This window comes from Ruegeria sp. AN11 (assembly GCF_056536005.1).
Genome location: NZ_JBQFJD010000001.1, coordinates 1,132,021 through 1,145,910 on the forward strand (window position 1 = coordinate 1,132,021; position 13,890 = coordinate 1,145,910).

The 13,890-nt window shown below is 56.5% G+C and carries 14 protein-coding genes and 2 tRNA genes; 6 read left to right on the forward strand and 10 right to left on the reverse strand.

All coding sequences use genetic code 11. The features are described 5' to 3' along the window. Positions 1 to 64: 64 nt before the first annotated feature. A complete protein-coding gene (locus ACR3EQ_RS05570; protein ID WP_170614912.1) occupies positions 65 to 1,384 on the reverse strand; it encodes an ATP-binding protein in 1,320 nt (439 codons plus the stop codon). Positions 1,385 to 1,432: 48 nt separating this feature from the next. On the opposite strand from ACR3EQ_RS05570, the gene ACR3EQ_RS05575 reads away from it, so the two are divergent. Both ACR3EQ_RS05575 and ACR3EQ_RS05580 read left to right on the forward strand, forming a co-directional pair. Beyond that, positions 1,433 to 2,347 (forward strand): MBL fold metallo-hydrolase, encoded by a 915-nt coding sequence (locus ACR3EQ_RS05575; RefSeq protein ID WP_170614911.1) that lies wholly within the window; start codon positions 1,433 to 1,435, stop codon positions 2,345 to 2,347. 75 nt (positions 2,348 to 2,422) lie between these two features. Next, positions 2,423 to 2,497, forward strand: a tRNA-Asn gene (locus tag ACR3EQ_RS05580). Positions 2,498 to 2,578: 81 nt separating this feature from the next. On the opposite strand, the gene ACR3EQ_RS05585 is transcribed toward ACR3EQ_RS05580, so the two are convergent. From ACR3EQ_RS05585 to ACR3EQ_RS05595, 3 genes are read right to left on the reverse strand one after another with little or no spacing between them, the layout of a single operon-like run. Further along, on the reverse strand, positions 2,579 to 3,511 hold the full coding sequence (locus ACR3EQ_RS05585) for a YbjQ family protein (protein WP_170816559.1): 933 nt from the start codon (positions 3,509 to 3,511) through the stop codon (positions 2,579 to 2,581). After that, positions 3,508 to 3,933, reverse strand: coding sequence for a hypothetical protein (locus ACR3EQ_RS05590; protein ID WP_170610861.1), 426 nt, complete (start codon positions 3,931 to 3,933; stop codon positions 3,508 to 3,510). The genes ACR3EQ_RS05585 and ACR3EQ_RS05590 overlap by 4 nt, the downstream gene beginning before the upstream one ends. Before the next feature lie 30 nt (positions 3,934 to 3,963). Beyond that, positions 3,964 to 4,290, reverse strand: coding sequence for a hypothetical protein (locus tag ACR3EQ_RS05595; protein WP_170610858.1), 327 nt, complete (start codon positions 4,288 to 4,290; stop codon positions 3,964 to 3,966). Between the two features lie 270 nt (positions 4,291 to 4,560). On the opposite strand from ACR3EQ_RS05595, the gene ACR3EQ_RS05600 reads away from it, so the two are divergent. The 3 genes from ACR3EQ_RS05600 (at position 4,561) to ACR3EQ_RS05610 (ending at position 6,119) form a co-directional block, all read left to right on the forward strand. Further along, positions 4,561 to 5,133, forward strand: a complete 573-nt coding sequence (locus ACR3EQ_RS05600; RefSeq protein ID WP_480490038.1) for an AraC family transcriptional regulator ligand-binding domain-containing protein — start codon at positions 4,561 to 4,563, stop codon at positions 5,131 to 5,133. 71 nt (positions 5,134 to 5,204) lie between these two features. Continuing rightward, complete coding sequence (locus ACR3EQ_RS05605) at positions 5,205 to 5,561, forward strand: helix-turn-helix domain-containing protein (protein ID WP_480490039.1); 357 nt, start codon at positions 5,205 to 5,207, stop codon at positions 5,559 to 5,561. 483 nt (positions 5,562 to 6,044) lie between these two features. Beyond that, positions 6,045 to 6,119: transfer RNA gene (locus tag ACR3EQ_RS05610), tRNA-Asn, on the forward strand. A gap of 21 nt (positions 6,120 to 6,140) precedes the next feature. Here the strand turns inward: ACR3EQ_RS05610 and ACR3EQ_RS05615 are convergent. The 4 genes from ACR3EQ_RS05615 to zwf all read right to left on the reverse strand — a co-directional run bounded on the left by ACR3EQ_RS05615 (position 6,141) and on the right by zwf (position 11,687). Further along, on the reverse strand, positions 6,141 to 7,760 hold the full coding sequence (locus tag ACR3EQ_RS05615) for a long-chain-fatty-acid--CoA ligase (RefSeq protein ID WP_170610852.1): 1,620 nt from the start codon (positions 7,758 to 7,760) through the stop codon (positions 6,141 to 6,143). Positions 7,761 to 7,948: 188 nt separating this feature from the next. Beyond that, a complete protein-coding gene (gene pgi / locus ACR3EQ_RS05620) occupies positions 7,949 to 9,559 on the reverse strand; it encodes a glucose-6-phosphate isomerase (protein WP_480490042.1) in 1,611 nt (536 codons plus the stop codon). Positions 9,560 to 9,564: 5 nt separating this feature from the next. Continuing rightward, a complete protein-coding gene (pgl, locus tag ACR3EQ_RS05625; RefSeq protein ID WP_480490044.1) occupies positions 9,565 to 10,236 on the reverse strand; it encodes a 6-phosphogluconolactonase in 672 nt (223 codons plus the stop codon). Beyond that, positions 10,233 to 11,687, reverse strand: coding sequence for a glucose-6-phosphate dehydrogenase (gene zwf, locus ACR3EQ_RS05630; RefSeq protein ID WP_480490046.1), 1,455 nt, complete (start codon positions 11,685 to 11,687; stop codon positions 10,233 to 10,235). The genes pgl and zwf overlap by 4 nt, the downstream gene beginning before the upstream one ends. A 163-nt stretch (positions 11,688 to 11,850) precedes the next feature. On the opposite strand from zwf, the gene ACR3EQ_RS05635 reads away from it, so the two are divergent. Continuing rightward, on the forward strand, positions 11,851 to 12,804 hold the full coding sequence (locus tag ACR3EQ_RS05635) for a radical SAM protein (RefSeq protein ID WP_480490047.1): 954 nt from the start codon (positions 11,851 to 11,853) through the stop codon (positions 12,802 to 12,804). A 3-nt stretch (positions 12,805 to 12,807) separates the two neighbouring features. Here the strand turns inward: ACR3EQ_RS05635 and ACR3EQ_RS05640 are convergent, their stop codons facing one another. Next, positions 12,808 to 13,506 (reverse strand): hypothetical protein, encoded by a 699-nt coding sequence (locus ACR3EQ_RS05640; RefSeq protein WP_170610838.1) that lies wholly within the window; start codon positions 13,504 to 13,506, stop codon positions 12,808 to 12,810. Positions 13,507 to 13,605: 99 nt separating this feature from the next. Then, on the reverse strand, positions 13,606 to 13,875 hold the full coding sequence (locus tag ACR3EQ_RS05645; RefSeq protein WP_170610835.1) for an usg protein: 270 nt from the start codon (positions 13,873 to 13,875) through the stop codon (positions 13,606 to 13,608). Positions 13,876 to 13,890: the final 15 nt, after the last annotated feature.

The following is a 13,890-nucleotide window of genomic DNA, read 5'->3' on the forward strand; positions in this document are numbered from 1 at the left end:
AGTTTCAAGATACCGGTCCGGAAGCCCTCCGCAATCGTAGCCGCGATTCGCGCCGGAACTGCCGTTACCGTCCAATAATGATATCCGCACACAGTCCGCCCAGTCGGCTGCTTTCGGCCAGCCGCAAAACGCCGCCGTGCGCGCGGGCTATGTCGGCCACAATCGCCAGCCCCAATCCCACGCCGCTGCCCTTGTTTTGATTCCGGGACGGATCAAGCCGGGTGAAGGGCTTGACCGCCTCGGTGCGCTGTTCCGCAGGGATGCCGGGTCCGTCATCTTCGACCCTGACCCGCAACGACTTCTGCGTCAGGGTCAGACTGACCTCTGCCCTGTCGCCATAGCGAACCGCATTACCGATCAGGTTTTCAACGGCGCGCCGAAATGCCGTCGAGCGCAACATGACGGTTCCTCCGCCTTCGACTGAAACCAGTTCAACCGCTAGCCCGGCGCGTTGTGCGTCGTCCACAATCTGCTGCAGCAGGATTTCCGGGTTCACTTCTTCCGGTGCGCCCTCGGCGGCACCCCGCGAAAACTCCAGAAATGCATCCAGCAGCGATTGCATCTCATTCACGTCCTGCAACAGGGGCGCTGCTTCATCCTCGGGCAACATCGACAGACCCAGTTTCAGACGCGTCAACGGCGTTCTCAGGTCGTGGCTGACCCCGGACAACATCAGGGTACGCTGTTCCATCTGACGTTCGATCCGCGCGCGCATGTCCAGAAAGGCGCTTCCTGCCGCGCGGACTTCGGTGGCACCTCCGGGTGAATACGGCACGACCCTGCCCCGCCCGAAGGCCTGGGCCGCGTTTGCCAGCCGGGTGATCGGTCGCAACTGATTGCGCATGTACAGAAACGATATCGTTGTCATCACTATGGCGAAGAACACCATCGTCACAATCAACTGATGCGGTGTTGTAGGTGACAGGCGGCGACGATCGAATGTCAGTTGTAGCAGTCCCAGGTCCGTATCCAGGTACAGCCGGGCTTCGTGACCGCTGGGAAGGGCCACAGCCGTCAGATTCGGAATCAACGCTCGCAATTCCGCTTCCACCTGAGGCGCGATGAAATCGTACCAGCGCCGCCTGCCGACATCGGGCTGTTCGTTCAGGTCAAGAAACCGAAGCTGCATTTCGAGCGTGGCCAGTTCGGGCCGTATCGCAGCCAACACCTGCTGCTGCGTTTCCGCGTGTTCAACGGCCTCGGTCACCAGCATCACTTCGCGCGACGTCGCGCGCGTCATCTGCGCGGTGACATCCTCCAGGTGTTTTTGCAGAAACGCGATTCCCACCACCAGCAGCAGGACAGCCACCGGCAGAACAATGATCAGGGCAGCCCGGGCGTACAGGCTGCGCGGCATATATGGTTTGAGCCAATGCGTTGACATGCGCTAAACCTAGCGAGCCGCACCGGCAAGAGAAAGAGCACATCGCCCATGCAAGCCCCCGACGATTTCGACCCGCCGACAGGACAGGCCGAGCAATTGCAACACGGCCTCAGACGCATCGTGGCTCCAAACCCGTCTCCGATGACGTATCGCGGGACCAATACTTATCTTCTGGGATCAGGGGACGTCGCGGTTATCGATCCCGGCCCCCTCAGCGAACCGCATCTCGACGCCATTCTGGGCGCGCTGAACCCTGGGCAGAAGATCAGCCACATCTTTGTCACCCACAGCCATCTGGACCATTCTCCCCTCGCCGCCCCTTTGTCCGCCCGCACCGGTGCGCCGATTCTGGCTTTTGGCGGCCCCGAGGCCGGGCGCAGCAACGTAATGCGCGAACTTGCGGAAAACGGTCTTGTTGGCGGTGGTGAAGGAATAGACGGGGATTTTCGCCCGCATGTCGAACTGGCAGACGGCGAAACCGTTGACGGCGACGGCTGGCAGGTCGAGGTTATTCATACGCCGGGCCATCTGGGAAACCACATCGCGCTCGCCTGGGGTGATGTGTGCTTTACAGCGGATCACGTGATGGGCTGGGCCAGTTCTCTGGTGTCTCCGCCGGACGGGGATCTGACCGATTTCATGGTCGCCTGTGAACGTCTTCGTGCCCGTGACTGGTCTGTCTTTCATGCGGGACATGGTGCACCCATTGCCGATCCCGCCGCCCGGCTGGACTGGCTGATCAGCCACCGAAGAAGCCGTGAAGCCCAGATACTGCAGACGCTCAGCGATAACCCCGGCACCGCCCGTGAGCTTGCCGCACGAATTTACACCGACACGCCAGAAACACTTCTGCCCGCAGCCGAGCGGAATGTTTTTGCGCATCTTGTTGATCTTTGGGGAAGATCGCGCGTCCGTCCGACAGGAAAATTGTCGACCGACGCTTGTTTTCACAGGGTGGAATAAGCCGAAAAGAATTTTCGTTTTTCCGGTCGTTCTGCTCTGGACGGCGAAATCCGAGGTTGCTATACGGCCCTCAGTTCCGGCGTAGCTCAGCGGTAGAGCAGTTGACTGTTAATCAATTGGTCGTAGGTTCGATCCCTACCGCCGGAGCCAAATTTTCCAATAGGTTACGCAAAAAGCCGCCCGCTGAAAGGCGGCTTGCGTCCCTTATGCGTCCCCGGAAAGAGTGCGATTCTACGGCAATCCGTGGACCTTGAAGATTTCGACGAAGGTCTGGTCCGTGTACGCGCGCAGCGGGTCTGACTTTGCCACGTCATAGCAGGCGTCTTTGATCCGCAATGCCAATTCCGTTTTGAAGGTGCGGTTGTTTTTCTTGATCTCTACGACCCGGAGGATGGCCCCTGCCCCTTGGTGGCATTCGTTCAACTCGACCAGTTCGTCTTCGATCAGGCTGACCGCCTCTGGCGTGTTCGCTTCCTTGGCGACTTTCTTGAGGTAGTCTGCGGCTTGGTCCTTGTCGCCCTTCTCGCAGGCTTGCTGAGACCATCTGATGTAGTCTTTCCAGATGCGCACGTCTTTCTCGGAGACGTCTGCGATCGCGCTGGTGCCGATCAATGCGGCTGCGATGGTGCTGGCGATCAGCCTCATTTCGCTGCCTCCGCCATTTTTTCCGGCCAGTTTTACTGCCGTGCCGGTCGCCGCGACCACCATCATTTTTCCGCTGCCGCCGATGTCGTTGTATTCGATGCTGACGCCGACCACCGCGTCTGCGCCTAGCGCCACGGCTTCTGCCTTGAGGTCTTCCATCGCCTGCTGGCGCGCGTCCTTCATCGCTGTCTGCATTGTCTGCGAGTTGCCCCCAACCGCGCCCCGCAGGTCGGCCATCATGTCCTTGAAGACGCTCACGCCTAAGACGGTCTCGCCCGCGACGATGCCGAGGCGTTCTGTGACCGGCAGGTTGTGCGCCGTCTCCGTGGTGACGATCATGCCCGCCGCTTGAGCTTGGATGGTGCGCTGTTGTTCTTCCCGCTCTGCGATCTCGATTTGGCGCACTTCTCTTGGCGCTCCGCCGGTGTGGATTGCGATTTGGTCGAGGTGGCAGTCTACGCAGTACCCGATCACTTGTTTGAGGAAGCTGACTTTCGTGCCGCATTTTTTGCAGTTCATTTTGTGTTTCCTGAAAACTCTAGTTTTTCCAATTCTTTCGCAAAACTATCCAACCCATAGGCCAAACCAGCGGCGATAAACCGATCCACACATTTCGTTTCTGCAAATTGCTTTCTGTCAATTTCACTGTTTGGAGGAACGTTGGTCCACCAATCCATATTATTGACCCAAGCAGCAGTACCCTTTGCCGGAAAAATTGTCTTGCCCAACTGTTCCTGTACAAAATTCATTGCTTCGAAAAGTTCATAGCTTCCGCTCATTTCAGCAGCGACGTAACATAGACAATGCGCGGTTTGAAATTCCTTCGCCTCGCTCGCGATAGACGATGTTCCAGCAACGGAAGTAGCAATTAAGATTGCGAAGATTTTCACTGTTTCGATCCCTATTTCTTGATTGGCGCGGCGCCCGAACTCAAGTGCCACACGATTTCGATTGAATCTGAAACTAAGGCATCAGCAATTGGTCAGCTTGGCTTGCAGCGCTAGGACCTTACCCTTGGTGGCCGCGATGTCTCCTGAGACGTCCGCTCCGGACAGGCTAGATACTGGGACGCCAATTAGAAATACGCCCACCGCGTCGCCCACAACTGCGCCTTCCTGCTTGCTCGACAGCGCCGCTAGGCGTGTCTGCTCTTGGTGCAGGATATTTGCTGCCTGTGAACATGACGTATTGGTGTATGCGCCAGCCATGCTTACCGGTGCGATGGCTGATGGCGATTGCGCGCAAGCCGATACCAATGTACCGCCCAACAGGGCCGTAGCGACAACAGCTTTTTTCATTTTTCCGATCCTTTCCTTATTCATGCTTTTCTCAGCAATCAACCTAGGCAAGCGAGCGGTTCACTGATTTTCAAAGATTGCCGTTGAGTTTGTGATTTTTGCCAAAATTGAACTTTTTTGTTGCTGAAAAAGCATCAATAGACATCTGTTTTAATGTGATTTTCTCTGAAACATTAACAATGTCAAAAATTGTTATTAAACCACAACACAAAGTCTCGTCGCCACGATAACGACGAGTGTTTTGGGTAGTGCTTAGGGATTGGTCGCGCGATGAGTAAGGTTGATATTTCTCGTTTGAGCCATCTGATAGATGTCTTCAATTCCATTTCGGACGACAAGTCATCTTTGGAGCGAGTTCTCCATGCAGCCGGGCTGTCAGCTGATGATATCGCGCCGAACGTCGAAGAAGTACTTGCTTCAAAGGAAGCAGGATTCGTAAGAGCGGCCTGCGATGAGCTTCGGGACAACACTTTCGGAGCCAAAGCAGGTCTCACCTTTAAGGAATCTGCCTCATTAACGGGCTATATTGCAAAATACTCAAAGAGCCTTGAAGCCGCAATCCGGAACACATCGAGGTTTTCAACTCTAATTGATCCCGCTTTTTCGTACACTCTGAACATATCTAGCAACTATTGTTCCTTCGTAGTGTCCTACAAGGACGCGACCTTCGCGAAGTTCCACAGGCACACCGAGTTCGCTTTATTTGGAGCAATCTCTCGGATGCGATCGCTAACTGGGGTCGATTTCTACCCCGTAGAGGCTCGATTTAAGCACGAAAGAAACTCACCGCGTGATCTCGAAAAAATGTTGGGTTTCCGATTTCCTTTGGCGCTGAGAACATAGAGGTTATTTTGCCCCTCTCTGTTTTAGATCTGCCTATTCCAACCTACGAACCTCGCCTGAGAATGCACCTGATGAAGTACGGCGAGCAGTTGTTGAGCCAAGTCCCTAACGAGAAACCCGGCCTCCGATCAAGAATTGAAGCGCTGCTTTCCAACGGGTTACCGGGAAGAATGCTGCCAGCAGAAGAAATTGCCTCTTGTCTTGGCATGAGCAAAAGGACATTTGCGAGAAAGTTGAATGAGGAAGGCTTAGGTTACCGAGAAATCGTCGACGAGCTAAGGTGTGATCTCGCCAAAACTTATTTGAAAGATGGCATCAACGTTTCCGAAATTTCATTCATTCTGGACTACGCAGACTCCGCCGCTTTCTCGACTGCATTCAAAAGGTGGACCGGTGAAACTCCGAGTGCATATCGCCAATCCGCCTAGCTTCTAAGGACGGGGGCGGTTCGCAAGCTTCGGATTTCCTGCCGCGACCCCCGCCCTCCGGTTCTTTCGCGCAACGCGGTTAAATTATTATTATTTTTTAGCGATTTATCAAAGATTATCAAACAATTACAAATAAAGGGAAAAGCCGAAAATTGCTAGGCAAAAGGCCAAACAGGGCCTTAGCTCAATAAACTGAATGAATTCTGATACTTATGAGGATTTGTGGTCGTTGGGCATATTGACCCTCTGGGCGGGCTGGCCAAAAAGACTGTAGAATACTCAGAGCAATCTGGTTTCTGAAGGGCGGTAGAATACAAAGTTTGAATGCCGTCTTTGGGCTCAACGAGACCGTTGGCCGCGCCGTCAAGGAAAGTCCGCCTTGAGTCGCAGCCGTATCAGATCAGAAGATCTTGTACTTCACCCTTCAAAAAAACGTATTTGCATCTGGACCTCCGCTTTGCCTGTTGATACACGCAGCTCAGTTCCGGCGTAGCTCAGCGGTAGAGCAGTTGACTGTTAATCAATTGGTCGTAGGTTCGATCCCTACCGCCGGAGCCAAAATACCAGAAAAACAAGAGCTTAACCGGTCAGCGCATTCGCGTGATCTGAACGCAAAATGCGTTTCATCACCTTGCCGGTTGCACTCAGTGGAAGGGCGTCGACAAAGACGACCCTGTCCGGGATTTGCCACGAGGCGATTTTCCCATCAAAGAACGACAATATCTCGTCCGGCGCCGGATCCTGCCCATCGGCCCGGACCGCCACAAGCAGCGGGCGTTCGCCCCATTTGGCGTGTGGTACGCCGACGACGGCGGCCGTGGCCAGTTGAGGATGCGCAACGGCAATGTTCTCCAGTTCTACCGAACTGATCCATTCGCCACCCGACTTGATGATGTCCTTGGACCGGTCGCGGATCGTCATGTATCCGTCCGCGTCCAGCGTGGCGACGTCTCCGGTCACAAACCAGCCATCCTGCAATAGGTCCTCGTCCTGCATCCGGAAATAGCTGTCCAGCACCCAATGCCCGCGCACCAACAGGTCGCCCTGCGTCTGTCCGTCGTGCGGCAGATCGTTGCCTGCGTCATCCACGATTTTCAGCTCGACCCCAAACGGCGGGCGACCTTGATTTTCGCGCAACCTGTGCTGTTCTTCAACCGGAAGGTCACGGTGTTTTGCCAAAGCAACATTCGCGGTGCCCAGGGGGCTCATCTCGCTCATGCCCCAGGCGTGCACCGTGTCGACACCATAGGATTCCCTGAACGTTTCGATCATTGATGGCGGGCATGCGGCACCACCGATCACCGTACGGTTCAGACTGGCCAGTTTGCTGCCGGACTGTTCGGCATATGCCAGCAAACCCTGCCAGATCGTCGGCACACCCATGGCCAGCGTAACGCCATATTTGTCGATCAGCTTGACCAGCGCTTCCCCGTGCAGATCAGGGCCAGGCAGAACCATGCGTGATCCGGACATGGCACAGGCATAGGGCGACCCCCAGGCATTGACGTGAAACATCGGAACAACCGGCAGGACCACATCAACCGCCGAAAACCCGATGACATCCGTAGCGTTCGACGCAAAGCTGTGCAGCACCGTCGAACGATGGGAATACAGAACCCCCTTTGGGTTCCCGGTTGTTCCGGACGTGTAGCACAGGCCCGCAGCGGTATTTTCATCAAAGCTGGGCCAATCAAAGTCCGCCTTGCCGGTTTCCAGTAGCTCGTCATAGAACTGCAATCCTGGGATCTGCGACAGGGCATCCTGATTTCTCGGTCCCATCAGTACGTAGTGCTGTACTTCGGTCAGTTTGTCGCGCAGCGCCGCGACCAAGGGGATGAAGGTCGCGTCAAAGAACAGGACCCGATCCTTTGCGTGGTTGATGATGTATGTAAGCTGTTCGGGAAACAGGCGCGGGTTCACAGTATGGCAGACATACCCGGCCCCCGAAGTTGCATAGTAGATTTCCAGATGGCGGCGGTTGTTCCATGCAAGCGTACCAATCCGGTCCTGCGGCTGCAGGCCCAGTTGCGTAATTGCGGACGCAAGCCGACGCGCATTTCGGGCAATCTCGGACCAGTTGGTCTGTGTGAAGGTTCCATCGGTTTCTACCGAATGAATCTCGGTCTGTCCGTGATAGCGTTCCGCATGATCAATCAGCGACGAAATCAGCATTGGCTGCGTCATCATCTGTCCCAGCATGGGCATCCTCCCTTTGGCTGCGCCGCAAGAGGCCCGCGGCGCTGATCCCTGATCATCAATCTGCACCGGACCAAGTCTCGGCGGTCTGATCAGAGCGTCTCCCCCGACAAATCCTGCCAATCATTTAATTGTCTGACAATAAAAGATTGTACAAAACCGCGCTAAGGGAGCCGGTGTTTTTAGGGAATTCAGGCTCTGTGACGTAGGGCGTAGTCTACCAAGGCAGCGGTCGAACCGTCCTTTTTCGCGGCACTTTCGTCGCCGTCGATGATTGGTCCCAGAGATGTAGCAAGCTCTTTACCCAGCTCAACGCCCCATTGGTCGAACGAGTTGATGCCCAGCAAAATGCCCTCCACGAAAACCCGATGTTCATAGAGTGCAATGATCTGGCCTAGCACAAACGGGGTCAGGTTTGGATAGATCAGCGTCGAGGATGGACGGTTACCCGGAAACACGCGGTGACGCGCCTGCCGCACCAGCTCATCGCCCTTCAACCCCTTGTCTGCCATCCGCGACCGCGCTTCGTCCAGCGAACGCCCGCGCATCAGCGCTTCGGATTGGGCCAGACAATTGGCCAGCAAAAGGCGGTGGTGATGCGCCAGTTCAGGTTCGTGTCCTTCTGCGGCCACCATGAACTCGCACGGGATTATGTCGGTGCCCTGATGGATCAGCTGGTAAAAGGCGTGCTGTCCGTTTGTTCCCGGCTCTCCCCAGACAACCGGGCCAGACGGCACGGTCAACGGGCTGCCATCCATGGCGACCGACTTGCCGTTCGATTCCATTTCAAGCTGTTGGAAATAGGCCGGAAGACGCAGCAAACGCTGATCATAGGGCAGAACGGCGCGGCTGGGATAGCCCAGTACCTGACGGTGCCATACACCAACAAGCGCCAGCATCACCGGCATATTCTCGGACCACTCAGCCGACCGGAAATGCAGGTCCATTGCCTGACCGCCACGCAGGAACGCGTCAAAGGCGTTGGACCCGACGGCGATCATCACCGGCAGGCCAACTGGCCCCCAGACGGAATAGCGCCCGCCGACCCAGTCGGCGAAACCAAATACGCGGTCTTCCGGGATGCCAAAGGCCTGCGTCTTGTCAAGCGCGCTTGACACGGCGGCAAATTGACGGGCCGGGTCACCGCCGCCGTCCAGCATCCAGGCGCGCGCTGTTCGGGCATTGGTCATTGTTTCGATGGTCGTGAACGTCTTGGAGGCGACTATGACCAGCGTTCGCGTTGGATCCAGCTGGCGCAACGTATCCGCGATATGCGCACCATCCACGTTCGAGACATAGTGCAGCCTTGGACCGTCATGGTATGGCGAAAGCGCATGGGTGGCCATGACGGGCCCCAGGTCGGATCCGCCGATCCCGATATTCACTACATCCGTAAAGCTACCCCCTGCCCCAACGATCGAGCCTCCGCGTACTTCTTCCGCAAAAACGCGCATCCGCTGCAATGTGTCCAGAACCTCTGGCATCACATCCTGACCATCGACCTCAACCGGCCCGCCATCCAAATTTCGCAGCGCGGTGTGAAGGACCGCGCGCCCTTCGGTCTGATTTATTTTCTCGCCGTTAAACATGGCGGCACGCTTGTCGGCCAGCCCCGCAGAATCGCAGAGCCCGGTCAAGGCGTCGCGAATTTCCAAGTTGATCAGGGTTTTGGAGTAGTCGAACAGCAGATCCCCGGCAGATGCCGAAAACTCGTGCGCCCGGTCAGCGTCACTGTCGAAAAGGTCCAGAATGCTGTGATCCTTCGCAGATGTTGCCAGCGATTTGAGAGTGTCCAACTGCATTGTCATCACTCCGCCCAGTGAACCGTCAAACCGCTCAGAACCGCGGCGATCGGCGCTTCTTCCGGCGGCAGTGACATTGCGCGTTCCAGCGCCTCGCGCTTGGATGCGCCATAGATGACCAGATGTTTGGACAGCGCCCCATCCAGTACCGGCGCGGTCAGGGTGATGCGCGCTTCGGGCTGAACTTCGGTACGAGCCACCGCCAGTGTAGGTGCGTGGCTGCTCAGGGCTGCCTCGAGCCCGTCCATACCGGGAAACAACGATGCCGTGTGCATGTCTTCGCCCATGCCCAGCACCAGAACCGACAAAGGCAGAACCGGGGCAAGAAGGCTTTCAATCTCGGGTAAAATCTCTTCGGGCGCCTTGCCGGAAACATAAAGCGGAAGATATTGCGCGACCGAGGCCCGGCTGGTCAGCAAACGTTCGCGAATGAGCCGTTCGTTCGAGCGGTCGTGGTCGCCCGGAACGCAGCGTTCATCCGTCGGCAGGACACATACCCGGTCCCACTCAAGATCGGCGGCGCAAAGCCCATCGAAGATCGGCCCCGGTGTCGTGCCCCCCGGAACAGCCAAAGACACCACGTCATGATGCAGCAAGGCCGCCTCAAGATCCCCGGCCAACGCGTTTGCCACGTCGATGGCCAGCATGTCGCGGTCTGCATATTCCTGAATATTCATGGCTTTATCCCTTGCCAGTGGCGACCATCTCTTTTCATCAGCTGCTCGGCGTCGCCCGGACCGGTGCTGCCTGTATCATAGGGTTTCGGCACGTCACCCCGCGCCTGCCACCCGGCAATGATCGGGTCGGTCCAGGCCCACGCGGCCTCGACCTCGTCCCCGCGCATGAACAGGGTCTGGTTGCCCCGGATCACGTCCATGACAAGCCGTTCATAAGCGTCCGGCGGGTCCTGATTTTCGGGGCCCAGAGCAACGGCAAAGCTCATGTCCAGCGGCACGTCGATCAGACGCATCCCCCCTTGTCCCGGTTCCTTGATCGTGACCTTGAGCGTGATGCCCTCATTTGGCTGCAGCCGGATGGACAGCGCATTGGCATGCCGCCCGGATTCCTCACCAAAGATCGAGTGCGGCGCATCCTTGAACTGCACATTGATCACCGAGGACCGCGCCACCAGCCGCTTGCCTGTACGCATGTAGAACGGGGTCCCCGCCCAACGCCAATTGCTGATATGGGCCCGCAAGGCTACGTAGCTTTCCGTGGTCGAACGCGGGTTGCCCACAACGTCACGATAGCCGGGCATGCCGCCGCCTGCCGCAAATTGACCGCGCACGATGTGGTGCGGCTCAACCGGGTCCAGTGCACGAATGACTTTCAGTTTTTCATCCCGCACCGCGTCCGGGTCGAACTTGGCCGGCGGTTCCATCGCGATCAGGCACAGAAGCTGCATCAGATGGTTCTGCATCATATCACGCATTGCACCTGCGCGGTCATAATACTCCTCGCGGCCGTCTATGCCGACGGTCTCGGCAACGGTGATCTGGATGTGATCGACATACTGGCTGTTCCACAACGGTTCGAACAGCATGTTCCCGAAGCGGACGGCCATCAGGTTTTGAACCGTTTCCTTGCCCAGGTAGTGATCAATCCGATAGATTTGCCCTTCTTCGAAATGCGCCGCCAAAGTCGCATTCAGGGCCCGCGCACTGTCCAGATCATGCCCAAAAGGTTTTTCAACCACGATCCTGGTTTGCGATGTCGCCAGATCGTTGGATTTGATACGCTCTGCAAGTGGGCCAAACAATCTTGGACCAACCGAAAAGTAAAAGGCGCGGATGCGGTCGATTGTCAGTTTTTCCGCCAGCCGGTCCCATCCCACTGTCGACAGGCCGTCCAGAGCGACATAATCGACACGTTGAAGGAAGCTTTCCAGCGCCGCTTCGTCCTGACAATGCCGAGACGCGTGCTGACGCAGAGATTCGGCCACGATATCGCGGAACCCCTGACGGTCATGATCCCCTCGTGCCGCGCCGATGATCTGAACATCGTCGGGCCATTGCCTTGCACAGAACCTCCGGAACAACGCAGGAAGAATCTTGCGCTTTGCCAGATCGCCGGTTGCGCCGAAAATGACCAGATCGAACGGGTCCACAGGTATGACACGAGAAACCATGGGTTTTCCTTACCTTGCCCCTGACGGCATGTCCAATGTTAGCGCAATCAACCTTCAATTCTCGCGGGTCATCAAAACTCTGTCAGGACCGCCGCGTCATACTTAACTCTGCTGTCCCGAAAGGTTAAGTCATTCTGACGACTGCAAGGAACCGGATACGGGAATGAAAGACAACGCTGCCCAAATCGCCAATGCTGGAAAATTTCAGGACAAACTGATGACAGCAGACGGTCAGATTCGCGCCTCGGTAAAGCTGAGCAATCCCGAAACGCTTTGGTTCAACACCGGAACCCTATGCAATATCGAATGCGTGAACTGTTATATTGCCAGCAGTCCAACCAACGATGCTCTGGTCTATATCACGGCGGCGGAGGTGACTGATTTTCTGAAGCAAATCAAATCCAGAAACTGGCCGGTCCGCGAAATTGGATTCACTGGCGGCGAGCCGTTCATGAACCCCGAGATGATCGACATGACCCGTGCCGCCTTGGACCACGGGTTTGAGGTCCTGATCCTGACCAACGCCATGAAACCGATGATGCGCCGCAAGATGCGCGAGGGCCTTTTAGGTCTGCAACGTGACTTTGGCGACAAGCTGACATTGCGGGTCTCGGTCGATCACTTCCTGCCCGAACTGCACGACAAGGAACGCGGCACAGGAAGCTTTGGAAAAACCCAGACCGGGATGGAATGGCTGCGCGACAACGGGATCAAAATGGCGGTTGCCGGTCGTACGGTCTGGGGGGATACCGACACAGAAAGCCGCGCCGGCTATGCGGCGTTTTTTGCAGAGCATGGCTTTGACATCGACGCGCACGACCCTGGTCAAACTGTCCTGTTTCCCGAGATGGACGAAACCGCCGAAGTACCTGAAATCACGACCGCTTGTTGGGGCATACTGGACAAATCTCCCGACAGCGTCATGTGCGCCTCGTCCCGCATGGTGGTCAAACGCAAAGGCGCGGATCGTCCGGCGGTTCTGGCCTGCACCTTGCTACCCTATGAGGCTGAGTTCGAGATGGGGCCGACACTTGCAGACGCTGAGGCGGACGTGCACCTGAACCACCCCCATTGCGCCAAATTCTGTGTCCTGGGCGGCGCAAGCTGTTCCGCCTGAACCTCAGTTCAGTTCCGGGGATTTCCAGTATTTGGTTCCGGACGCCCCGGCAGACACGCGCCAGCCCTTTTTACTGAGCACAAAGAACGAACGCCCCTCGGTGAACCGGACCGTCTCGCTTTTGCTGTCATCGCCGTACATGGCACCGGATTCAGCCGTCGCGTCGTATCCGTAGGCGATAAAGTGCTCCAGATCTGCGGGGGTCTCGAACAGGATGACGAACTTGGTTTCAAAACCGCCGATGCCGATGGCCGCACCTACCCCACCTGTTCCCATATTCATGTAAGTGTGCTGACCTGTTTCTTTTGATACTGCCACTCCTCGGCCATATCCTGCGGAAACCGGAAAAACCGTGACTTTACGGGAATCAAACACCGCATAGCCTGCACTGATTTCATAAAGAAACGCCGCATCCGGGTTTTCCGCCAGTAACTGGGTCAGTACCGTTTCCGCCATAGCATCCAGCTTGGCGCGTGTTTCTTCCGGGGTGGCTTCGTTAGTCACCAGATCGGCGGTTGAATTGAGCGTCTCATCAACCGCGCCTGCGCCCTTCTTGAGTGTCCCGCCGACGGCTTCGGCCCCCTGACCGATGGCGTCCGCCGTGCTTTCAGCACCCTTTTTTATCTTGTCCAAAACTCCTTCGGACGATGCCGGCCCGCAAAACGTCAAACAGGCGGCAACCGCAATCATTACTCTCTGCATCAGGCTAATCCGTGTGTGATCCGAAGTCTGAAGCGCACCTTAACCGATACAACAGAAAATGACACAGGCAACATCAACAGCTGCCTTTCTGGTCCGTTTTCAGTTCACCCGAAATTCACCTACCATGTTACGCCATTCACCCGGTGCGATCATCTTGCGATGCGTGAACCGGACGGAATGAAGCGGCCCTTCGATTTCGCGTTGCCAAAAGTCAATGAAATCAAACAGCTTCGGGTGATCCGGCGCAAGATCGTAATCCTGCCAGATGAACGTATTCAGGACATGAATGTAGTCGGGCATGTGATAGAAGAATTCCGCTGTTGTCAGCCCGTACCCCTTTAACATCAGCTCCGTTTCACTTCGCTCCATGCAGACCTCCGATTT

What these genes read in the sequence shown, in the direction of transcription:
- ACR3EQ_RS05570 (WP_170614912.1), bottom strand. Translation starts at nt 1,384, where the DNA reads ATGTCAACGCATTGGCTCAAACCATATATGCCGCGCAGCCTGTACGCC.
- ACR3EQ_RS05575 (WP_170614911.1), top strand. Translation starts at nt 1,433, where the DNA reads ATGCAAGCCCCCGACGATTTCGACCCGCCGACAGGACAGGCCGAGCAA.
- ACR3EQ_RS05585 (WP_170816559.1), bottom strand. Translation starts at nt 3,511, where the DNA reads ATGAACTGCAAAAAATGCGGCACGAAAGTCAGCTTCCTCAAACAAGTG.
- ACR3EQ_RS05595 (WP_170610858.1), bottom strand. Translation starts at nt 4,290, where the DNA reads ATGAAAAAAGCTGTTGTCGCTACGGCCCTGTTGGGCGGTACATTGGTA.
- ACR3EQ_RS05600 (WP_480490038.1), top strand. Translation starts at nt 4,561, where the DNA reads ATGAGTAAGGTTGATATTTCTCGTTTGAGCCATCTGATAGATGTCTTC.
- ACR3EQ_RS05605 (WP_480490039.1), top strand. Translation starts at nt 5,205, where the DNA reads ATGAAGTACGGCGAGCAGTTGTTGAGCCAAGTCCCTAACGAGAAACCC.
- ACR3EQ_RS05615 (WP_170610852.1), bottom strand. Translation starts at nt 7,760, where the DNA reads ATGCTGGGACAGATGATGACGCAGCCAATGCTGATTTCGTCGCTGATT.
- pgi (WP_480490042.1), bottom strand. Translation starts at nt 9,559, where the DNA reads ATGCAGTTGGACACTCTCAAATCGCTGGCAACATCTGCGAAGGATCAC.
- pgl (WP_480490044.1), bottom strand. Translation starts at nt 10,236, where the DNA reads ATGAATATTCAGGAATATGCAGACCGCGACATGCTGGCCATCGACGTG.
- zwf (WP_480490046.1), bottom strand. Translation starts at nt 11,687, where the DNA reads ATGGTTTCTCGTGTCATACCTGTGGACCCGTTCGATCTGGTCATTTTC.
- ACR3EQ_RS05635 (WP_480490047.1), top strand. Translation starts at nt 11,851, where the DNA reads ATGAAAGACAACGCTGCCCAAATCGCCAATGCTGGAAAATTTCAGGAC.
- ACR3EQ_RS05640 (WP_170610838.1), bottom strand. Translation starts at nt 13,506, where the DNA reads ATGCAGAGAGTAATGATTGCGGTTGCCGCCTGTTTGACGTTTTGCGGG.
- ACR3EQ_RS05645 (WP_170610835.1), bottom strand. Translation starts at nt 13,875, where the DNA reads ATGGAGCGAAGTGAAACGGAGCTGATGTTAAAGGGGTACGGGCTGACA.